Origin of the sequence: Curvibacter sp. PAE-UM (assembly GCF_001432305.1) — a bacterium.
In the GTDB taxonomy this organism is placed as follows: Bacteria; Pseudomonadota; Gammaproteobacteria; order Burkholderiales; family Burkholderiaceae_C; genus Hylemonella.
In genome coordinates this window covers 1,482,430-1,502,562 of the sequence record NZ_KQ483358.1, presented here as the reverse complement: position 1 = coordinate 1,502,562, position 20,133 = coordinate 1,482,430, and the positions used below count along the sequence as shown (strand labels likewise).

Annotated in this window: 17 protein-coding genes; 7 read left to right on the top strand and 10 right to left on the bottom strand. The window is 66.5% G+C overall.

Translation table 11 applies throughout. From position 1 onward, the window contains the following. The first annotated feature begins 122 nt into the window (after positions 1-122). The gene (locus tag AO057_RS18010) at positions 123-284 is read left to right on the top strand and encodes a hypothetical protein (RefSeq protein WP_168163356.1); all 162 of its coding nucleotides are present in this window, start codon (positions 123-125) and stop codon (positions 282-284) included. 7 nt (positions 285-291) lie between these two features. Here the strand turns inward: AO057_RS18010 and AO057_RS07355 are convergent, their stop codons facing one another. The 5 genes from AO057_RS07355 to chrA form a co-directional block, all read right to left on the bottom strand. Then, positions 292-1,191 (bottom strand): GIDE domain-containing protein, encoded by a 900-nt coding sequence (locus AO057_RS07355; protein WP_057675013.1) that lies wholly within the window; start codon positions 1,189-1,191, stop codon positions 292-294. Between the two features lie 35 nt (positions 1,192-1,226). Further along, positions 1,227-1,802, bottom strand: coding sequence for a LemA family protein (locus AO057_RS07350; protein WP_057675012.1), 576 nt, complete (start codon positions 1,800-1,802; stop codon positions 1,227-1,229). Between the two features lie 120 nt (positions 1,803-1,922). Continuing rightward, positions 1,923-3,500 carry an alkyl hydroperoxide reductase subunit F gene (gene ahpF / locus AO057_RS07345; protein WP_057675011.1) on the bottom strand — a complete coding sequence of 526 codons (1,578 nt, stop codon included), beginning with the start codon at positions 3,498-3,500 and terminating at the stop codon, positions 1,923-1,925. Between the two features lie 103 nt (positions 3,501-3,603). Beyond that, the gene (gene ahpC / locus AO057_RS07340) at positions 3,604-4,167 is read right to left on the bottom strand and encodes an alkyl hydroperoxide reductase subunit C (RefSeq protein WP_057675010.1); all 564 of its coding nucleotides are present in this window, start codon (positions 4,165-4,167) and stop codon (positions 3,604-3,606) included. A gap of 202 nt (positions 4,168-4,369) precedes the next feature. Beyond that, positions 4,370-5,719 carry a chromate efflux transporter gene (gene chrA / locus AO057_RS07335; RefSeq protein WP_057677207.1) on the bottom strand — a complete coding sequence of 450 codons (1,350 nt, stop codon included), beginning with the start codon at positions 5,717-5,719 and terminating at the stop codon, positions 4,370-4,372. A 33-nt stretch (positions 5,720-5,752) separates the two neighbouring features. On the opposite strand from chrA, the gene AO057_RS07330 reads away from it, so the two are divergent. The 3 genes from AO057_RS07330 (at position 5,753) to AO057_RS07320 (ending at position 8,813) form a co-directional block, all read left to right on the top strand. Continuing rightward, positions 5,753-6,520: a YdcF family protein gene (locus AO057_RS07330; RefSeq protein WP_057675009.1), complete on the top strand. Its 768-nt coding sequence runs from the start codon at positions 5,753-5,755 to the stop codon at positions 6,518-6,520. Positions 6,521-6,581: 61 nt separating this feature from the next. Further along, the gene (locus AO057_RS07325; RefSeq protein WP_057675008.1) at positions 6,582-7,043 is read left to right on the top strand and encodes a hypothetical protein; all 462 of its coding nucleotides are present in this window, start codon (positions 6,582-6,584) and stop codon (positions 7,041-7,043) included. A 165-nt stretch (positions 7,044-7,208) separates the two neighbouring features. After that, positions 7,209-8,813: a GGDEF domain-containing response regulator gene (locus AO057_RS07320; RefSeq protein ID WP_156404491.1), complete on the top strand. Its 1,605-nt coding sequence runs from the start codon at positions 7,209-7,211 to the stop codon at positions 8,811-8,813. Here the strand turns inward: AO057_RS07320 and AO057_RS07315 are convergent. Further along, positions 8,800-10,095: a hemolysin family protein gene (locus AO057_RS07315; protein ID WP_057675007.1), complete on the bottom strand. Its 1,296-nt coding sequence runs from the start codon at positions 10,093-10,095 to the stop codon at positions 8,800-8,802. The genes AO057_RS07320 and AO057_RS07315 overlap by 14 nt on opposite strands. Positions 10,096-10,138: 43 nt before the next feature. Then, positions 10,139-12,751 carry a CHASE2 domain-containing serine/threonine-protein kinase gene (locus AO057_RS07310; protein ID WP_082605449.1) on the bottom strand — a complete coding sequence of 871 codons (2,613 nt, stop codon included), beginning with the start codon at positions 12,749-12,751 and terminating at the stop codon, positions 10,139-10,141. A gap of 170 nt (positions 12,752-12,921) precedes the next feature. On the opposite strand from AO057_RS07310, the gene AO057_RS07305 reads away from it, so the two are divergent. Further along, positions 12,922-13,773, top strand: a complete 852-nt coding sequence (locus AO057_RS07305) for a symmetrical bis(5'-nucleosyl)-tetraphosphatase (RefSeq protein WP_057675006.1) — start codon at positions 12,922-12,924, stop codon at positions 13,771-13,773. Between the two features lie 6 nt (positions 13,774-13,779). On the opposite strand, the gene AO057_RS07300 is transcribed toward AO057_RS07305, so the two are convergent. Further along, a complete protein-coding gene (locus tag AO057_RS07300; protein WP_057677205.1) occupies positions 13,780-15,216 on the bottom strand; it encodes a DEAD/DEAH box helicase in 1,437 nt (478 codons plus the stop codon). Between the two features lie 189 nt (positions 15,217-15,405). Between AO057_RS07300 and AO057_RS07295 the strand changes: the two genes are divergently transcribed. Next, complete coding sequence (locus tag AO057_RS07295) at positions 15,406-16,314, top strand: delta(1)-pyrroline-2-carboxylate reductase family protein (RefSeq protein ID WP_057675005.1); 909 nt, start codon at positions 15,406-15,408, stop codon at positions 16,312-16,314. Between the two features lie 6 nt (positions 16,315-16,320). Here the strand turns inward: AO057_RS07295 and dcd are convergent, their stop codons facing one another. Together dcd and AO057_RS07285 are read right to left on the bottom strand one after the other, a co-directional pair. Continuing rightward, the gene (dcd, locus tag AO057_RS07290; RefSeq protein ID WP_057675004.1) at positions 16,321-16,896 is read right to left on the bottom strand and encodes a dCTP deaminase; all 576 of its coding nucleotides are present in this window, start codon (positions 16,894-16,896) and stop codon (positions 16,321-16,323) included. Between the two features lie 40 nt (positions 16,897-16,936). Continuing rightward, complete coding sequence (locus AO057_RS07285; RefSeq protein ID WP_057675003.1) at positions 16,937-17,845, bottom strand: LysR family transcriptional regulator; 909 nt, start codon at positions 17,843-17,845, stop codon at positions 16,937-16,939. A gap of 95 nt (positions 17,846-17,940) precedes the next feature. Here AO057_RS07285 and AO057_RS07280 point away from each other — a divergent pair, with 95 nt between their 5' ends. Next, positions 17,941-20,106, top strand: a complete 2,166-nt coding sequence (locus AO057_RS07280; protein ID WP_057675002.1) for a thiamine pyrophosphate-dependent enzyme — start codon at positions 17,941-17,943, stop codon at positions 20,104-20,106. The last annotated feature ends 27 nt before the right edge of the window (positions 20,107-20,133 follow it).

Here is a 20,133-nt window from a genome sequence, read left to right as displayed (position 1 = left end):
ACGGGACGCGCGCCCCACTCGGCAGGGGGTGATGCACAGGTGGGCCATTGTAGGCGGCCAGGGGGGCGGACGCGATAATGGCAAGGCCCTGGCCCCAGAGCCCTGGCCCCAGAGCCCTGCCCATGAACTCCGCCCGCAAGACCAAACTCAAGCTGAAGCAGCACAAGCCGCGCAACCCCCTGGTGGCGCCGGCCCTGCAGCGCAAGGCGGGCTCACACCGCAAATCGCACAAGAGCGAACGCCAGGCCCAGCAAAGGGCGCTGAAACGCGAGTTGAACGCCTGATCCGTGCTCACAGCGCGGGCGGTCGTTGCCACCACCAGGCCAGCCAGCCCAGGGCAGCGAAAAACACCAGCAGCTGGCCCGCGGCCATCCAGAGGAAGCGCCGCGCCAGCTTGTCGGGTTCGTGGTTGCTGATCAGGTAGAGGCTGGAAGGCGCGCCCTCGACCAGATGCAGCTCGGGCTGGCGTCGCAGTTCGCGGTGACGTTTCTCGACCTCGCCGCGTGCCAGGCGTCTTGCCAGATTCCACTCGCGCTCGTCCAGTTGCCCGTCGCGATCGAGATCGAATCGACGCAGCAGGCCTGTCTGGTCGGCCTTCCACTCCGCCAGCAGTTCGCGCACGTCGGCGCCGGCATCGAGGCCCTGGCTGGGGTGGCGCGTCAGGAAATTGCCGAGCACGTAGATGCGGTCCCGCTGCTGCAGCGTCCACTCCACATAACGGTAGTCCCCCTCGTTCCAGCGCCGGCAATGCCGCGTCACGATCTCGGCGCCCTCGGGATCGACCAGGCACTGGCCGCTGCCGTCGTCGAGCACGAAGCTGGTCTGGCTCTCGGCCTGCTCCACCGTCTCCCATTTGTCCTCGTTGGTCTTGTGCTCGACCTGGTAGCGGTACCAGAGGCAGGCCGCGCCGCTCAGCGGTGAATGCAGGGGGTTGAGGTCCAGCGGCCGGCCCTGGCCGTGCAGTTCCACATACCCCTGGGCCGCGCTGGCGATGCGCGACGTCGGCATGCCCGTGATGGCATGGCGCCGCCGCAGGGCGCCCACCCAGCCCAGGAGGGCCAGCAGGGCCATGCCGGCCAGCACCCCGAGCCAGACTTCGCGCCGCCCGGCCTTGAAGCCCACGGCCAGCAGCACGAACTGCCCGAAGGCCAGGCCGGCATGCAGCGAACCGCCGAAGCGCCCAAAGGACATAGGCCAGCGCATGGCAGCCGACGGCGCTCAGCGTCTCAGCTGTTGAAGAGCTGGCGCACGTCGACGTCGGCTTTCTCGTGGTCGGCGAATTCGAGCAGCGGGTGGTGCGGGAAACGGAAGAGATGCGCGACCAGCGCGTCGGGGAAGGAGTCGACCCGCACATTGTTCAGGTTGACCGATTCGTTGTAGAGCTCGCGGCGATCGGAGATCAGGCTCTCCAGCGAGCTGATGCGCTGCTGCAGTTGCATGAAGTGCTCGTTGGCCTTGAGTTCGGGGTAGGCCTCGGCCACGGCGAAGATCTGGCCCAGGCCGGTGCGCAGCGCGCCTTCGGCCCGGCTGAGCGCCGGCACGTCGTGCGCCTCGCGCGCGCTCTGCACGCGGCTGCGCGCTTCGATGACCGACTGCAAGGTGGCCTGCTCGAACTGCTTGTACTGCCTGCAGACCTCGACCAGCTTGGGCAGCTCGTCATGACGCTGCTTGAGCGACACGTCGATATTGGCCCAGGCCTTGGCCACGTTGTGCTTGAGCTGCACCAGGCCGTTGTAGAGCATGACGACGTAGACGCCGACGATGACGACCACACCCCAGAAGATCGCGGAACCGATAGACATGAACTGCCCTCCACTTTTGTTGGCAGGCCATCATACGAGTAGCTTCCCCGGCACGGCGAGGCGCACCCATGAAAAAAGGGACAGGCCTCACGGCACTGTCCCTTTTTGGCGACGGCCAGGTCAGGCGGTCACGGCCTCAGCCACCGGCGTGCGGATCAGGTGGTCAAAGGCGCTGAGTGCGGCCTTGGCGCCGTCACCCGCGGCGATCACGATCTGCTTGTAGGGCACGGTGGTGCAGTCGCCGGCCGCGAACACGCCCGCCACATTGGTGTGGCCCTTGGCGTCGACCACGATCTCGCCGTAGCGGCTGAGCTCCAGCGTGCCCTTGAGCCACTCGGTGTTGGGCACCAGGCCGATCTGTACGAACACGCCTTCGAGTTCCACGTGTTTCACTTCGCCGCTGACGCGGTCCTTGTAGCCCAGGCCGTTGACTCGTGCGCCGTCACCGGTGATCTCGGTCGTCTGCGCATTGAGGTGGATGCTCACATTGGGCAGGCTCTTGAGCTTGCTGACCAGCACGGCGTCGGCCTTGAGCGCGTCGGCAAACTCGATCAGTGTCACGTGCTGCACGATGCCGGCCAGGTCGATGGCCGCTTCCACACCCGAGTTGCCGCCGCCGATCACCGCCACGCGCTTGCCCTTGAAGAGCGGGCCGTCGCAGTGCGGGCAGTAGGCCACGCCGCGGTTCTTGTACTCCTGCTCGCCCGGCACGTTGACGTTGCGCCAGCGCGCGCCGGTGGAGAGGATGACACTGCGCGCCTTGAGGCTGCCGCCATTGGCCATCTGCAGCTCGACCAGACCGCCGGGCTCGCTGGCCGGGATCAGCTTGTCGGCGCGCTGCAGGTTCATGATGTCCACCTCGTAATGGCGCACCTGGGCTTCCAGCGCCGCGGCGAACTTGGGGCCGTCGGTCTCCAGTACCGAGATGTAGTTCTCGATGGCCATGGTGTCGTTGACCTGGCCGCCGAAACGCTCGGCCGCCACGCCCACGCGGATGCCCTTGCGCGCCGCGTACACGGCCGCCGCGGCACCGGCCGGGCCGCCGCCGACGATCAGCACGTCAAACGGATCCTTGGCGGACAGCTTGGCCGCCTCGCGCGCTTCGGACTTCACGTCGAGCTTGGCGACGATTTCTTCCACCGTCATGCGGCCCGAGGCGAAGACCTGGCCGTTCAGGTAGGTCATGGGCACAGCCATGATCTGGCGCTCGTCCACTTCGGCCTGGAACAGGGCGCCATCGATCACCGTGGTCTGCACGCGCGGGTTCAGGATGGCCATCAGGCTGGCCGCCTGCACCACGTCCGGGCAGTTGTGGCAGCTCAGGGACATGTAGACCTCGAACTTGAAGTCGCCGTCCAGACCCTTGATCTGTTCGATGACGTCGGCCTCGACCTTCGGCGGGTGGCCGCCGGTCCACAGCAGGGCCAGCACCAGGGAGGTGAACTCGTGGCCCAGGGGAATGCCGGCAAAACGCACACCGCGGGTCTCGCCTTCGCGGGCGATCAGGAAGGAGGGCTTGCGCGCATCGCTGCCGCTCTCGTCGAACGTCACCTGGTCCGACAGGCTGGCGATGTCCTGCAGCAGGGCGCGCAGTTCGGCCGAACTGGCACCATCGTCCAGCGAGGCGATCAGGCGGATCGGACGCTGCAGCTTGCCCAGGTAGGCCTGCAGCTGTTGCTTCATGGTGTCGTCGAGCATGGGGTTCTCCTGGTTGGGGTTGGGCATTCAATGCCGCTGTGGGATGGGCCGGGGTCCTCGTGGGACCGCGGCCCATCGGGCTGCGGTACTGTCAGCTGAACGATCAGATCTTGCCGACCAGGTCCAGGGACGGGGTCAGGGTCTTGGCGCCTTCGTTCCACTTGGCGGGGCAGACCTGGCCGGGGTTCTTGGCCACGTACTGGGCGGCCTTGAGCTTGCGCAGGGTTTCCTTGACGTCGCGGGCGATGGCGTTGTCATGCACTTCGGCGGTCTTGATCTGGCCTTCGGGGTTGATGATGAAGGTGCCGCGCAGGGCCAGGCCTTCTTCTTCGATGTGCACGCCGAAAGCGCGGGTCAGCTGGTGGGTCGGGTCGCCGATCAGCGGGAACTTGGCCTTGCCGACAGCCGGCGAGGTCTCGTGCCACACCTTGTGGGCGAAGTGGGTGTCGGTGGTGACGATGTAGACCTCGGCGCCGGCCTTCTGGAACTCGGCGTAGTTGTCAGCGGCGTCTTCCACTTCGGTCGGGCAGTTGAAGGTGAAGGCAGCCGGCATGAAGATCAGCACGGACCACTCGCCCTTGAGCGTCTCGTTGCTGACCTGCACGAAACGGCCGTTGTGGAAGGCTTCGGCCTTGAAGGGCTGGACTTGGGTGTTGATCAGGGACATGAATTAACTCCTGTTGATTGATAAAGGGGATTTATTAAATCGACCGGTTTTTTGAACCGATGACAACATTGTAGTCTTTATCTATCGAAATTTATTGTTGATTTAACAATACTAACGATAGGAAAGTTTTATTGCGCCGCACCAAAAGGGGCGGTCCGGGGGAGGGCTGGGGAGATCGGGGGGGTAGAAAGTGAGCGCAGGCTCAGGCGCCCGCACTCTTGAGCAGCAGGCCCAGCAAGGCGCACACGCCGATGACGTGCATGACATTGCGCTGGTAGCGCAGCAGTGCCACGGCCGCCGCCAGGGCAATCGCAGCCGACACGAAGTCGAAACGCCCGCCCAGGCCCTGCGGCCAGAGCACGTGGTAGCCGAAGAACAGCGCCAGGTTCAGCACCACGCCCACCACGGCCGCCGTGATGGCGGTCAGCGGCGCGGTGAACTTGAGGTCACCGTGGGTGGACTCCACCAGCGGCCCGCCGGCCAGGATAAAAAGGAAGGAGGGCAGGAAGGTGAACCAGGTCACCAGCACGGCCGCCAGCGCCCCGGCCAGGAAGAGCGCATCCGGCCCCAGCAGGGCCTGGCCGTAGCCGCCGACGAAACCGACGAAGGCCACCACCATGATCAGCGGCCCGGGCGTGGTCTCGCCCAGGGCCAGGCCGTCGATCATCTGCTCGGGCGTGAGCCAGCCGTAGTGGCCCACCGCCCCCTGGTACACATAGGGCAATACCGCGTAGGCACCGCCAAAGGTCAGCAAGGCCGCCTTGGTGAAGAACCAGCCCATCTGGGTGTAGCCATGGCCCCAGCCCCAGACTGCCGCCAACAAGGCCATGGGCACGACCCACAGCAGGCCAGCAACCAGCAGCACGCGCAGGGTGTGCGGCCAGTGAAAGCGCGCGTGCGCCGGGGTAGGCGTGTCGTCGTCGATCAGCGCCGGGCCGTAGGACTTCTGCTGGCCGCTGTGTCCGCCTCCGGTGCGGAAGCGCGCCGGCGCGAAACGCCCGCCGAGGTAACCGATCAAGGCCGCGGCAGCCACGATGGCCGGAAAGGGCACGTTCAGCGCAAAGATCGCTACGAAAGAGGCCGCGGCGATGGCCCACAGCGCACCGTTCTTCAGCGCGCGCGAGCCGATGCGCCAGGCCGCCTGCAGCACGATGGCCGTGACCGCCGGCTTGATGCCGTAGAACAGGCCGGCCACCAGCGGCGTCTGCCCGAAAGCGATGTAGATCCAGGACAGCGCAATGAGGATGAAAAGCGAGGGCAGCACGAAGAGCACGCCGGCCACGATGCCGCCCCAGGTCCGGTGCATCAGCCAGCCCAGGTAGGTGGCCAACTGCTGTGCTTCGGGGCCGGGCAACACCATGCAGTAATTCAGCGCATGCAGGAAACGCCGCTCGGAAATCCAGCGCCGCCGTTCCACCAGCTCCTCGTGCATGATGGCGATCTGCCCGGCCGGCCCGCCGAAGCTGATGAACCCCAGCTTGAACCAGAAGCGCAGGGCCTGCCAGAAACTCACGGGCGACGGGGCGCTATCCTCGACTGCTGTCTTGCTCATCGCACCGATCATAGCCACCAACTAACCCGTCTCATGTTCGTTCTCGCCAAACTGCTCGCCTTCCTCACCCAGCCCCTGGCCTGGGTTGTCGCCCTGCTCGCGCTGGGCCTGCTCCTGCAGCAGCGCTGGCGCCGCACGGGCACGACCCTGCTGTGGAGCGCGCTGGCCGTGCTGCTGCTGCAGGGCTGGGCGCCGCTGCCGGATGCGCTGCTGCGCCGCCTAGAAGTGCAGTACCCGGCACCCGTCGACATCGACCTGAGCCGTTATGCCGGCGTCATCGTGCTGGGCGGCGCCACGGAGTCGTCCTATGTCTGGCAAGGCCACACGCAACCCGCGCTCAATGACGCGGCCGAGCGCCTGACTGCCGCCCTGCCCCTGCTGCAGCGGGCGCCGCAACTCAAGCTGCTCTATACCGGTGGCGAAGGTGAACTGATCTTCAAGGGCCTGACCGAAGCCGAGCGGGCCCGCCGCTTCTACGACAGCATGGGTGTGCCAGCGCAGCGGCTGATCCTGGAGTCGGCCTCACGCACCACCTACGAGAACGCCGTGCTCAGTGCTGCCGTACCGGGGGTGGACAAGACCCGCCCCTGGCTGCTGCTCACCTCGGCCTGGCACATGCCGCGCTCCATGGCCACCTTCGAGAAGGCCGGCTGGAACGTCACGCCCTGGCCGGCCGACTACCGCACCGGCCAGGCCACCCCCTGGACACAGTACGGGCTGGCCGACGGGGCCGCCCGCTGGCACACCGCCCTGCACGAATACCTGGGCCTGTGGGTCTACCGACTCACCGGTCGCGCCTGATACAAATCTGCTACATCTGGTCCCTACAATCGCGCCGGTGCAAACGTCTCGGAGCAATGAAATGAACAACAACGCCGCCTGGTGGATCCGCTACCTGCTGGTCATCGTGGTCACCCTGGTCCTGGGTGCCGCCCTCGGTGAGCTGGCCTTCTTCCAGAAAACCAGCATCACCGCGCTCAAGCTCACGGCCGCCAATCTGGTGCGCTTTCTCGGATATGGCAGCGCCCTGATGCTGCTCTGGCTGCTGAGCCAACGCGCCGCGCTGGAACTGGACAAACAAGGGGGCTGGCACTTGCAGGCCGGCCGCTTCGTGCTGCCGCTGGCCACCGTCATCATCGTGCCGGCGGCGCATCCCGTGCTGCTGCTGCTGCTCGGCGGCCTGCTCGGCGCCGAGTTGCGCAAGATCTACGACTGGCTCTTCATCCTGGGTACGCTGGCAGCGGCGATCTGGCTCGTGCTGTCCCTTTATCAACACCTGGAGCCGCTGCTCGACAGCCTGCGCAAGCCCTCCGGCACCGACTGAGCCACCGGGCCGGCGCCTGCGCGTGGCCCCGGACACGCCCTATACTTTGTCCATGCAGCCGTCTCCAGCCCCACGCCGCCGGTTTGCCGGTCCCGCCTGCGCCGAGATGGCCAACTGCACGACGACGACATCCGCCCGGCGGGGTCGCTGAACGCCACCGCGGCCATGTCCTGCTCCCCCGAAGAACTCCTGAAACGCAGCACGGCCCTGGCGGCCGGCTGGCAGGCCTTCCTGGCCGCGCCCGGCACTGACCCGCTGCTTGAGTTTGCCGTTTCCCTCTCCAGCTTCACCGAGTTCCTGCATGGCAAGGGACTGTCGGGACTGAACCAGATCTCACGCAGCCTGGAGCAACAGGCGCTCGCCCTGCTCGACATCGGCCCCGATGCCACCATCGCGCCGGCCACCCTGGCCGACCTGGACCAGCGCGTGCAGGAACTCGGGGCACGGGTGGCAGACTTCATCGACGGTCAGCGCCGGCCGGTGATGGAGCGCCGTACCCAGACCGTCACGACCCCGCTGCTGGACGTCGCCCCACGCCACCGCATCTGGCTGTTCGGCAGCAGTGGTGCCACGTGGCAGGAACTGGCACTGCAACTGGGCTACTTCAACATCGACGCCGAATTTCATCAGGTCCGCAACCTGCCCGGCCTGGGCGACGAACCGGCCATCGTCCTGCTCAACGCCCACGGCCAGAGCACCCAGCAAACGGTCGATCAGCTCCAGCAACTGCGTGGGCGCTTTGCCGCCAGCACCCTGCTGGTGCACGAGCTCGCGGGCGACTTCGACAGCCTGCGCCTGGCCTTGTCGGCCGGCAGCGACTTCTGTTTTCCGGCCGGAACCGCCCAGCCGCTGATCCTGGCCAAGCTCATCGAACTGTGCAGCGGCAAGCAGGAAGCCCCTTATCGGGCACTGGTGGTGGAAGACTCCATCACTGCCAGCAAATCGATCCAGCGCACCCTGGCCATGTGCGACATCGAGACCCATGCCATCGCCCATCCCCATGAGGTGCTGGACTGCCTGGCCCAGTTCCAGCCCGACCTGATCCTGATGGACATGTTCATGCCGGGCTGCACCGGCGTCGAGGCGGCCCGGGTGATACGCCAGCACCCGGAGTTCCTCTCCATCCCCATCGTCTACCTGTCCGGCGACACGAACGTGCCGCTGCAGATCGAGGCACTGCGGCTCGGGGGCGACCACTTCCTCACCAAGCCCTACAACCCGGTGGTGCTCAACGCCATCGTGCAGAGCAAGATCGAACGTTACCGGGCCCTGCGCCGGGCCATGGAGCGCGACAGCCTCACGGGCCTGTACAACCATCGCACATCCAAGGACAAACTGGCCACGGCCATCCAGCAGGCGCGCAGCGCGCAACACCCCCTGGCGGTGGCGATGATCGACATCGATCATTTCAAGAAGATCAACGACAGCTACGGCCACCCCATGGGCGACCAGGTGATCCGCAGCCTGTCCTGGTTCCTCAGCCAGCGCCTGCGCAAGACCGACATCATCGGCCGCTACGGCGGCGAGGAGTTCCTGGTGGTGCTGCCGGCGGCGGACGCGCCGCGGGCCGTGGAAGTGCTGGACCGCATCCGCCACGACTTCGGCCAGATCAAGCATCCCTTCAATGAGACCTGGTGCTCGGCCACCCTCTCCGTGGGTGTGACCCAGCTGCACGAAACGGACGACGTGCAGGCGCTGATCAAGCAGGCCGACGAGGCGCTCTATTCCGCCAAGCGCGCCGGGCGCAATCGCATCGTCAGCTGGCAGTAACGGGCCGGGCCAGCACCTTGTCGATGCGCCGGCCGTCCAGGTCCACCACCTCGAACTCCCAGCCGGCACAGACGATGCGCTCGCCCGTGTGCGGCAGGTGGCCGCTGACGGACAGCAGCAGGCCGGCCACCGTGTTGTAACGCCCGCGCTCTTCGTCCGGCAGGTCCCGGATCTCCAGGCGGCTCTTGAGTTCGTCCACCGGGATCATGCCGTCGAGCAGCCAGGTACCGTCATCACGCTCGGTGGCCCAGGCGTCGACCTGCGCCACCGGCTGCAATTCGCCGGTGATGGCCTCCAACAGGTCGCCCGGCGTCAGCAGGCCCTGCACCACACCATACTCGTCGACCACGAAGACCATGCGCCCGGAGCGTTGCCGGAACTGCTCCAGCAGTTCCATGCCCGAGAGCGTCTCGGGCACGAAGACGGCGGGCTGCGCATGCGCCTCGATCGTGCCCTCGGTCGCCGGCCCCAGCGCCAGCAGCTTGCCCACGCTGATCACGCCCACCACGTCTTCGAGCGACCAGCGGCACACCGGGTACCAGGAATGCGCGCCGCTCTGGCCGGCCTGGCCCACGTGCTGCAGGCTCTGCGCCACGCTTTGCGAAGCGTCCAGCCAGTCGATGTCGGCACGCGGCACCATCAGCGAAGTCAGCGGGCGGTCGTCCAGGCGGAAGACGTTGCGCACCATCTGGTGCTCCTGCTGTTCGATCACGCCGGCGTCCACGCCCTCCTCCAGGCTGTGGCGGATTTCCTCTTCCGTCATGCTGCGGTTGACGTCGGTAGGGATGCGCAGCAGCTTGAGCACCCCCTGGGTGCAAGCCGCCAGCAGCTTGACGAAGGGCTTGGCCGCAATGGCCAGCCAGTGCATGGGACGCGACATCCAGCGCGCCACCGTCTCGGGATAGAGCTGGCCGATGCGCTTGGGCACCAGCTCGCCGAAGATGATGGTGAGGAAGGTGATGATGGCCACCACCAGGGCCGTGGCGGTGATGCCGGCCGCGCGTTCGGTCGCGCCCAGCTCCTCCAGCCAGACCGCCAGGTCGATGCTGAAGGCGGCCTCGCCGACGATGCCGTTGAGCACGCCGATCGAGGTGATGCCCACCTGCACGGTGGAAAGAAACTGGTTGGGGTTGTCCAGCAGTTCCAGGGCTTTCTGGGCACCGCCGTCCCCGGCCTCGGCCATGGCCAGCAGGCGGGCCTTGCGGCTGGCGGCCAGCGCCAGCTCGGACATGGCGAACAGGCCGTTGAGGACGATCAGCAAGGCGATCAGCAGGAATTCCATGGATCCCGTAACAAAGTGGAGATCACCGGACTGTACCTTCCCCCTACTCCGGCCCCCCAGGCACCGTGTCGGACCAGGCCGGTCCCGTGCCCGGGGTCGCCGGCACCGTTGCCTCCCAGGCCGGCTTGGGCAATGTGGCTGCGCACTGGCGCAGCGCCTCGGCCAGTGCGGCACCACTGGCATAACGCGCCTCGGCTTGCTTGGCCAGGGCCTTGTCCAGAATGGCCACCAGACAGGGCGGCAGATCGGCGCGCACGGTCAGGATGTCCACCGGCGCCTCGTTGGCAATGCGGTACATCAGTTGCGCCATGGAGTCGCCATCGAAAGGCAGGCGTCCGCAGGCCAGCTGGTAGAGCATGACCCCCAGCGAAAAAAGATCGGAGGCGCCACTCACCTTGTGCCCGGCCAGCTGCTCGGGCGACATATAGGACGGCGTGCCCATCACCATGCCGGTGCGGGTCTTGCTGGAGTCGGTGATGCGCGCAATCCCGAAGTCGGCCACCTTGACGGTGTCGGTCGCGGGGTCGTACATGATGTTGCCGGGTTTGATGTCGCGGTGCACCACGTTCTGCTTGTGCGCATAGTCCAGCGCCTCGGCCACGCGCGCCACGATGCCCATCACCACCGGCAGCGGCAGCAGGGCCCCGGGCTTGATGTGCGGCGTCAGATCCTGGCCCTTGAGGTACTCCATGGCGATGTAGGCCAGATCGTGTTCCTCGCCGGCATCAAACATGGTGACGATGTTCGGGTGGCTCAGGCGCCCGGCCGATTCCGCCTCGCTGAAGAAACGCTGCTTGACCTCCTGCAACACGTCCGCATCGAACTCCTGCGCCAGGGCCAGGGTCTTGATGGCCACCAGTCGGCCGATCTTCGGGTCCCGGCCCAGGTAGACCACGCCCATGGCGCCCTTGCCCAGCTCCTTCTCGATCTCGTAGCGACCCAGCATGGGCTTGGCCACGCCGGGACGGTCCAGCACCAGGGTGCTGTCGTTGCCACGAGTGGCGCCCCCCAGGATCACGGTCTCGGCCATGGCCTTGGACTGGGCCAGCCGTGCTTGCAGGTCGCGGAACTTCGGCTTGTATTCGGCCATGCGCCGGAACACCGCCTCGGCCTTGTTGAACTGGCGCTTGCGCTCGAAGTCCAGCGCCAGGTTGTAGAGCAGTTCCATCAGGCCGTCATCCATCGGCACCTTGCTGAACTTCTCGAAAGCCATGTCCAGCTGGCCCTGCCCCTGGAAAGCCAGGCCCAGCATGCGATTGCTCTCGGCAGACTCGGCATCGGACTTCTGCTTGCCCGCCTCGGCCAGCAGGAAGTGCTTGGAGGTCAGCAGCAGGTGGCCCACCAGCAGCAGCACGACTGGCAGCATCAGCGGCAGCCAGGTGGCGTACATCGTCATCAATCCGAAGTGCGCGAGCAGCAGGGCCGCAAAGATGCCTCCCGTCACCAGCGCGCCGGTGGCAGCGCTCAGGCGCGGCAACAACAGGATGAGGTAAAGCGCCACGGCCAGGAAGATGCCCAGCTGCGCCAGCGTGCCCCAGGTCGGCGTGAGGAAATAGTCGCCGTTGAGGATGCTGGAGACCGTGTGCGCCAATGTCACCACCGAGGGCATGCTGGATGCGATGGGTGTGACCTGCAGCGTGCCCACGCCCGCGGCCGAGGCGCCGATGAGCACGATCTTGTCGCGGTACTTGGCCGCCGGGATCTTGCCGCTGAGCACGTCGTAGAAGGAATCCACGGGGAAGGCCGGCCGGCCGCCGGCGTCCCTGTAGAAGAAGGTCTGCATGCGCAGGGTCGGGTCGGTGCTGATGAAACGCTGGCCCAGCTGCACGCCGCTGCCCAGCTGCACCCGGATGTCTTCGGTCTTGAGGTTCAGGCTGCGCGCCGCCAGCATCAGCGAGAGCGCCGGGTAGTAGTCGCCGTAGTGGCCCATGACCAGCGGCTCGCTGCGCACGGCGCCGTCCACGTCACGCGAGACGTTCAGGTGACCGATGGCCTGCGCCTGGCTGCCCAGCACGGGGATGGGCAGCAAGACGCCCTGCGAAGGATCCGGCTGTGCGCCCGAGGCCGCGGCCTGAACCTGGGTCAGCCGGTTGCGTTGCACAAAGTCAGGCAGGGGCTTGTCGGGCTTGCCCTGCGGTTCGCCGGGCTCGAAGTACATGGCCAGCTCCACCCTGCCGTTGCGGCCCAGACTTTCGCCGAGCTTGCGGTCGTTGTCGAGCTTGCGCGCAGCGTCTTCCAGCAGCGCCTCCAGGCGTGCCAGGTCGGCGCGGTGTGCCGGGTTGCCGGAGTTGCGGATCGAAGACGCATCGAGCCAGCGGCTGACCTGGCCGACATAGCCCAGACCGGCCTCGACCTGGGGCTCGGTGAACAGCACGGTATGGCCCACCACCTTGGCCTGCCCTTCGGCCAGCAGGTCGATCAAACGCGCATGGATCTCGCGCGGCCAGGGCCAGCGCCCCAGGTTGGCGATGCTCTGGTCGTCGATGGCGATGATGGCGATCCTGTCGCTGGGCACCCGCGTGCTGGCCAGCACACCGAGGTCGTAGGCCTTGCGCTCCAGGCTCTGCATCAGGTCCGAGCCGGCGGCCAGGAAAAACACCAGGGAGACCAGCAGGCCGACCAGCCAGTCCTTACGCCAAAACGACGCGTTTTTCATGTCGCCCTCTGTGTTGTTGTCTTCGTATAAGCGGCCCGGCGGATGCACGGATGCCCCCGGCGGTACGCCCGCATCGACCCACGAGCGGTCCAGTCTAATGCAGCCGCCGGGCCCGGAACAGGGGCAGCACACGGAATGCGAAAATTCCTGTAACTCCACAGAAATACCCCATGGCCCATTACCTGATCGGCGACGTGCAAGGCTGCGACACCGTCCTGCAGCGCCTGCTGGAGGAGATCACCTTCTCGCCCAGCCGCGACACGCTCTGGCTGCTGGGAGATCTGGTCAACCGCGGGCCGGATTCGGCCGGCGTGCTGCGCCGCCTCATGGGCTATGGCGAGGCTGCGCGCTGCCTGCTGGGCAACCATGACCTGCACCTGCTGGCCATTGCCCACGGCGTACGGCCGCCGCACCGCAGCGACACGATCGCCGACGTGCTGCAGGCCCCCGACCGCCCCGCCCTGCTGGACTGGCTGCGCCACCAGCACCTGGCGCTGCGGGAGACCTTCGAGGGCGAAGAGATCCTGATGGTGCACGCCGGTGTTCTGCCCTCCTGGGATGCTACAAAAACAATAGCTTTGGCACATGAACTGGAAAGCGTCTTGCGCGGTCCCGACCTGCCGGATTTCCTGCGTCGCATGTACGGCAACGAACCGGCGCGCTGGGACGACAGCTTGCAGGGCGACGCACGGCTGCGCGTGATCGTCAATGCGCTGACACGGCTGCGTTTCTGCACCGCTGAAGGGAAGATGGAGTTCGCCAGCAAGGAGGGGGCGCAGGGTGCGCCGGCGGGTTACCAGCCCTGGTTCGAGGTGCCAGCGCGCCGTACGGCCGGGATCACCGTGGCCTTCGGCCACTGGTCTACGCTGGGCTGGCTGGACCGGCCCGATGTGCTGGCGCTGGACACGGGCTGTGTCTGGGGCGGTTGCCTCAGTGCGCTGCGCCTGGGGCCAGCCCGCGCACACGAACTGGTCCAGGTGAAGTGCGAAGCCGCGCAAACGCCCGCAGGCCGCGGCAACTGACCCCGATCAGCTCGACGTTTCTTCGCTCTTGTTGAACAGCGCCGCCACCTTGCGCTTGGGCCGGATATTGGCCGACACCACACGGCCGGCCGGCTTGGCCACCGCTTCCCACGGCGCCGGTTCGGCCGCCGCCTCCGTGCTTTCGTAGGGCTGGTTGAAGAAGGGGTCCTGCGGCGGTGCCGACGGACGGCGGCTCTCGCGCGGGGCCGTGCGGCGTTCACCGCGCGGCTCGCTGCGTTCTTCGGTCTGCTCGTACAGGCGCCGGCCTTCGTTGAAACGGCCCTGGCGGCGGATGTCGGGTTTGTCCTCGTCGTACTCGACAGGCTCCAGCTCGATCTTGGTCTTGATCAGCTTCTCGATATCGGCCACCAGGCGAGCGTCCTTGGGCGAGACGAAGCTCACCGCCAGGCCCGAGGCGCCGGCACGGCCGGTGCGGCCGATGCGGTGCACGTAGTCTTCGGCGTTGAAGGGCACGTCGAAGTTGAACACCGCCGGCACGTCCTTGATGTCCAGGCCGCGCGCGGCCACATCGGTGCAGACCAGCAGGTCGACTTCGCCCTTCTTGAAGGCGTCCAGCGCCTTGAGGCGCTCGTCCTGGCTCTTGTCGCCGTGCAGCGCCGTGGTCTTGAGACCCTCGCGCTCCAGCGAACGCGCCAGGCGGGCGCAGCCCAGCTTGCTGTTCACGAACACAAAAGCCTGTTTCATGCCGCGCTGGCGCAGGATCTGGTGCAGGGCGTGGCGCTTGTCGTCGTCGCCCACGCTGTAGAAGTGCTGTTCCACGGTGGAGGCCGTGGCGTTGGAACGCGCGACCTCGATGGTCACCGGGTCCTGCAGGTAGCTGTTGGCCAGGCGCTTGATCTCGGGCGAGAAGGTGGCGGAAAACAGCAGCGTGGTGCGCTGTTTGGGCAGGTAGGACAGGATGCGCTGCAGGTCCGGCAGGAAACCGATGTCCAGCATGCGGTCGGCCTCGTCCAGCACCACGTACTCGACCTGGTTGAGCACGGCGTTCTTGGCTTCGATGTGGTCCAGCAGGCGGCCGGGCGTGGCCACCAGCACCTCGACGCCTTTTTTCAGCTCCAGGGTCTGGGGTTTCATGTCCATGCCACCGAACACCACGGTGCTGCGCATATTGGTGTACTTGGCGTAGAGCTTGACCTGCTGGGCCACCTGGTCGGCCAGTTCACGCGTGGGCAGCAGCACCAGGGCGCGCACGGGGTGGCGGGCCGGGGAGGTAGAGCTGTTCTCGTGTTTCATCAAGCGCTGCAGCAGCGGCAGAGCGAAGGCGGCGGTCTTGCCGGTGCCGGTCTGGGCGGCGCCCATGACGTCACGCCCCTGCAGCACCACGGGGATGGCCTGGGCCTGGATGGGGGTCATGGACTCGTAACCCATCTCCGACACAGCGCGGGCCAGCGGAGCGGCCAGTTGCAGCTGGGCAAAGGCCATGATGGGGGTGTCGGCAGTGAGTTCGTTCGAAGTCACGGGAGCGGTGGTCAGTTCAGTATTCAAATCGGTCTGGCATAGCCAAATAGTGCTATCTAACCGATAGCGGGCCACCCCTGCATCCAAGGGCAAACCCCGATTATCCCCGATATCCCGTTCCTGGGCCATCCGCCCCGGCTACAGTGCTTCTCTATGACCGAGACCCTGCTCAGCCCGGCCCGGACGGCCGAGCGCCTGCCCTACCCGGCCCTGGCGGCCGAAATCGCTGCCCTGCTGGAAGATCCGGCCGTCCAGGTTCCCGCCCGCCTGGTCCAAGCCCTGCCCGGGGGCGGCAGCCTGTTCGTGATGCCGGCCCTGGACGGCCGCCTGGCCATCACCAAACTCATCACTTTCACGCCCGCCAATGCCGGCACGGGGCGCCCGGCCATCCAGGGCGACGTGGTGGTGTTCGACATCGCCACCGGCGAACGCCGCCTGGTGCTGGACGGCCCCACAGTCACGGCCCGGCGCACGGCCGCGGTTTCCCTGCTGGCGGCCCAGACCCTGGCGCCGAATCCAGACGGACCGCTGCTCATCGTCGGGGCCGGCGTGCAAGGGAAAGCGCATCTGGAAGCCTTTACGGCCGGGCTGGGTGTGAAGGAGGTCTTCATCGCCTCGCGCAGCACGGCCAGCGCCGAAGCCCTGGCCGCCCATGCCCGCACACTGGGCCTGCAGGCCGAAGTGATCGCCAACCCCAACGCCGCGCTGGCTGAAGCCCCGCTGGTCGTCACCTGCACCCCGGCCAGCGGCGTGGTGCTGCGGACTGAACCGCGGCCCGACGCCTTCATCGCCGCCGTCGGCGCCTTCACGCCGCGCATGGTGGAACTGGCGCCGGAGCTTTGTCGCCACCTGGCGGAACTCGGAACGGTGGTGGTGGACACCCGCGACGCCGACCACGAGGCCGGCGATCTGCTGCAGGCCCGGCTGGACGTGAGCCGCTTTGCCAGCCTGCAAGATGTGCTGCAGGCAAAGAAAAACCGGCCGCCAGGGCCGGTTCTGTTCAAAAGCTGCGGCTGGGCCGGCTGGGATCTGGCGGCGGCGCGGCTGGCGCTGCCCGCATAAAAGCTCTTAGGTCTTCGGCAGCGTCACGCCCCGCTGCCCCTGGTACTTGCCGCCACGATCTTTGTAGCTGGTCTCGCAGACATCGTCCTTGTCGCTCTCGAAGAACAGCACCTGGGCACAGCCCTCGCCCGCGTAGATCTTGGCCGGCAGCGGTGTGGTGTTGGAGAACTCCAGCGTGACATACCCTTCCCACTCGGGCTCGAAGGGCGTGACGTTGACGATGATGCCGCAGCGCGCGTAGGTGCTTTTGCCCAGGCAGATGGTCAGCACATTGCGCGGGATGCGGAAGTACTCCATGGTGCGCGCCAGCGCGAAGCTGTTGGGCGGAATGACGCAGACGTCGCTCTCGATGTCCACGAAGCTCTTTTCGTCGAAGTTCTTCGGGTCCACCACCGTGCTGTAGATGTTGGTGAAGACCTTGAACTCGGGCGCGCAGCGGATGTCATAGCCGTAGCTGCTGGTGCCGTAGCTCACGATCTTGTTGCCGGCGGCGTCCTGCCGGATCTGGCCCGGCTCGAAGGGCTCGATCATGCCGTGCTGCTCGGCCATGCGGCGGATCCATTTGTCGCTCTTGATGCTCATGGTGGTTTTTCCTGGGAATGCGGAATTGTAGGCAGTCGCCTTAGGTCACTGAAAAGAGCTCGACGAGGGTCTCGCGCAGCCAGCGGTTGGCCGGATCGGTCTCGAAACGGCGGCTCCAGTGCAGCGAGACCGTGAAGTCGCGCAGGGGAAAGGGCGGCTCGATCAGGGTATAGGCGCCGCTGGCCGCAAAACCCTGGGCGATGTTGCGCGGCATCACCACCGCCAGATCGGTGGCCCCCACGATGGCCGGCAGCACCATGAAGTGCTCGGCCGTCAAGCGCACCCGGTCTTCCAGCTTGAGCAGTTGCAGGATGCGCAGGGTGTCCGAATGGGTGCGACCGGCCACGAACTCCAGCTCGTGCAGGGCGGCCAGCAGGCCCGCCCCCTTGCGCCGGCGCGTCGCCACCGCAAAGGGATGGCCGGCGCGCAGCATGACGATGTAGCGGTCCTTGAGCAGCTGCACACGCTGCGTGTCCTTGACGGTGGGCAGAAAACCGAAGGCAAAGTCGATCTGCCCGCTGTCCAGCGCGTCGGCGATGCCGGCCGCCGGCAGCGGCAGGGTCTCGATGCGTACGCCCGGCGCGCGTTCACGCAGCGCCACCATGAGGTCGGGCAGGAAACGGCCCTCGCCGATGTCGCTCATGTGGATGCGGAAGGTCTTGTTCGAGAGCAGCGGATCGAACTGCGCCGCCTCGCCCAGGGCCTGCTCCAGCAGGCCCAGGGCGCTGCGCACGGCCGGCGCCAGGCGCTCGGCGCGTGGCGTGGGCAACACGCCGCCCGCTGCGCGCATGAAGAGCGGGTCGTTCAGCAGCAGGCGCAGGCGCGTCAGGCCCTGGCTCACGGCGGGCTGGGTCAGGTCCAGCATCTCGGCGGCCCGGCCCACCTTGCGCGCGCGGTAGACCGCGTCGAACACGCGCAGCAGGTTCAGGTCCAGGTCCTTGATATGCATATATCTAATAAACGATAGTCACGTTATTTTATTGATGAATGACCGTCCAGGCGCCACACTCACGCGCTGACCCCAAAAAACACCGAGGAAGACACGTGGAAGTTTCATTCAGCCAGGAGATCAAGTCCCTGGCGCTGGGCCAGGGCCAGACCTTTCATGGCGAGGGCATTCTGGCCATCACCAAGGGCCTGCTGCAGTCAGGCGTGGCCTATGTGGGCGGTTACCAGGGGGCACCGGTCTCGCACCTGCTGGACGTGATGGTGCAGGCCAAGCCCTATATGGACCAGCTCGGCGTGCACGTCGAGGCCTGCTCCAACGAAGCCTCCGCTGCCGCCATGCTGGGCGCCTCCATCCATTACCCCCTGCGTGGCGCCGTGACCTGGAAGTCCATCGTCGGCACCAACGTCGCAGCCGATGCGCTTTCCAACCTGGCTTCGCCGGGCGTCACGGGCGGTGTGCTCATCGTCGTGGGCGAGGACTACGGCGAAGGCGCCAGCGTGATCCAGGAGCGCACCCATGCCTACGCGCTCAAGTCCGGCATGGTGCTGCTCGACCCGCGGCCCGAGCTGGGCCGTATGGTCGACATGGTGGAGCACGGCTTCGCCCTGTCCGAGGCCTCCAACATGCCGGCCATCCTGGAGCTGCGCATCCGCGCCTGCCATGTGCGCGGCAGCTTCCAGGCCAAGGACAACCGCATCTCCAAGGTGTCCACGCGCGACCTGATGGAAGAACCGGCGACCTTCAACTACGAGCGCCTGGCCCATCCGCCCGTGACCTTCCGCCACGAGAAGCTCAAGAGCGAACAACGCGTGCCGGCCGCGCGCCAGTACATCCGCGAACACCAGCTCAATGAACTGTTCGCTGGCAAACACAGCGATCTGGGCATCGTGGTGCAGGGCGGCCTGTACAACACGCTCATCCGCACCCTGCAGCAGTTCGGCCTGGCCGATGCCTTTGGCCAGACCGACATCCCGCTGCTGGTGCTCAACGTGACCTACCCACTGGTGCCCGAGGAACTGAGCGAGTTCTGCATCGGCAAACGCGCCGTGCTGATGGTGGAAGAGGGCCAGCCCGAGTACATCGAGCAGGAACTCGCCACGATGCTGCGCCGCGCCGATATCCAGACCCCGCTGCACGGCAAGGACATGCTGGCCCTGGCCGGCGAGTACTCGGCCGAGGTCATGGCCGGTGGCCTGGAGAAATTCCTGCGCCGCTACCGCTCCGAACTGCTGCCCGCCACCGTGCCGCAGTGGCTGCAGGGCAACCGCGACCGCCGCGCCGCCATCGCCACCGAGATCACGAAGAACAGCGGCCAGCCCCTGCCGGCCCGTCCGCCGGGCATGTGCATAGGTTGCCCGGAACGCCCGGTGTTCTCGGCACTCAAGCTCGCGCAGGAGCAGGTGGGACAGGTGCACATCGCGGGCGACATCGGCTGCCACGCCCTGGCCACCTTCGAGCCCTTCTCCTTCGGCCACTCCATCCTGGGTTACGGCATGAGCCTGGCCAGCCGCGCCGGCGTCTCGCCCATGATGAACCGGCGCGTGCTTTCCGTCATGGGCGACGGCGGCTTTTGGCACAACGGCCTGCTGACCGGGGTGCAGAGCGCGCTATTCAACGGCGACGACGCTGTGCTGCTGATCTTCAAGAACGGCTACACCTCGGCCACCGGCACGCAGGACATCATCTCCACGCCCGGCGACGCTGCCAAGGATGGCGCCGTCGACAAGCGCGACAGCGTGGTGCACACCAACCAGACCATCGAGACCACGCTCAAGGGCCTGGGCGTGCAGTGGCTGCGCACCGTCACCACCTACGAGGTCGAGAACGTGCGCCGCACGCTGATCGACGCCTTCACCTCCGACTTCAACGGCCTCAAGGTCATCATCGCCGAGGGTGAATGCCAGCTGGAACGGCAGCGGCGCATCAAGCCCTGGCTGGCTGGCCTGCTGAAAAAGGGCAAGCGCGTGGAGCGGGTGAAGTACGGGGTGGACGAGGACGTCTGCAACGGCGACCATGCCTGCATCCGGCTCTCAGGTTGCCCGACGCTCACTCTCAAGGACAACCCGGATCCTTTGAAGGTGGATCCTGTGGCTACTGTCATTGATGGCTGTGTGGGGTGTGGGTTGTGCGGGGCCAATGCGCATGCAGCGACTTTGTGTCCTTCGTTCTATCGGGCTGAAGTTGTTCAGAACCCTCGCTGGCATGAGCGTTTGCTTGCCTCGATTCGCCGTAGCGTTGTTCGCGTGCTGCAACCTGCTTGAGGGTGAGGTGGTTTGTGTTTTGTCGCT

Excerpts from the sequence above, each read along its gene's own strand:
- AO057_RS18010 (WP_168163356.1), top strand. The coding sequence starts at position 123 with ATGAACTCCGCCCGCAAGACCAAACTCAAGCTGAAGCAGCACAAGCCG.
- AO057_RS07355 (WP_057675013.1), bottom strand. The coding sequence starts at position 1,191 with ATGTCCTTTGGGCGCTTCGGCGGTTCGCTGCATGCCGGCCTGGCCTTC.
- AO057_RS07350 (WP_057675012.1), bottom strand. The coding sequence starts at position 1,802 with ATGTCTATCGGTTCCGCGATCTTCTGGGGTGTGGTCGTCATCGTCGGC.
- ahpF (WP_057675011.1), bottom strand. The coding sequence starts at position 3,500 with ATGCTCGACGACACCATGAAGCAACAGCTGCAGGCCTACCTGGGCAAG.
- ahpC (WP_057675010.1), bottom strand. The coding sequence starts at position 4,167 with ATGTCCCTGATCAACACCCAAGTCCAGCCCTTCAAGGCCGAAGCCTTC.
- chrA (WP_057677207.1), bottom strand. The coding sequence starts at position 5,719 with ATGAGCAAGACAGCAGTCGAGGATAGCGCCCCGTCGCCCGTGAGTTTC.
- AO057_RS07330 (WP_057675009.1), top strand. The coding sequence starts at position 5,753 with ATGTTCGTTCTCGCCAAACTGCTCGCCTTCCTCACCCAGCCCCTGGCC.
- AO057_RS07325 (WP_057675008.1), top strand. The coding sequence starts at position 6,582 with ATGAACAACAACGCCGCCTGGTGGATCCGCTACCTGCTGGTCATCGTG.
- AO057_RS07320 (WP_156404491.1), top strand. The coding sequence starts at position 7,209 with ATGTCCTGCTCCCCCGAAGAACTCCTGAAACGCAGCACGGCCCTGGCG.
- AO057_RS07315 (WP_057675007.1), bottom strand. The coding sequence starts at position 10,095 with ATGGAATTCCTGCTGATCGCCTTGCTGATCGTCCTCAACGGCCTGTTC.
- AO057_RS07310 (WP_082605449.1), bottom strand. The coding sequence starts at position 12,751 with ATGAAAAACGCGTCGTTTTGGCGTAAGGACTGGCTGGTCGGCCTGCTG.
- AO057_RS07305 (WP_057675006.1), top strand. The coding sequence starts at position 12,922 with ATGGCCCATTACCTGATCGGCGACGTGCAAGGCTGCGACACCGTCCTG.
- AO057_RS07300 (WP_057677205.1), bottom strand. The coding sequence starts at position 15,216 with ATGGCCTTTGCCCAGCTGCAACTGGCCGCTCCGCTGGCCCGCGCTGTG.
- AO057_RS07295 (WP_057675005.1), top strand. The coding sequence starts at position 15,406 with ATGACCGAGACCCTGCTCAGCCCGGCCCGGACGGCCGAGCGCCTGCCC.
- dcd (WP_057675004.1), bottom strand. The coding sequence starts at position 16,896 with ATGAGCATCAAGAGCGACAAATGGATCCGCCGCATGGCCGAGCAGCAC.
- AO057_RS07285 (WP_057675003.1), bottom strand. The coding sequence starts at position 17,845 with ATGCATATCAAGGACCTGGACCTGAACCTGCTGCGCGTGTTCGACGCG.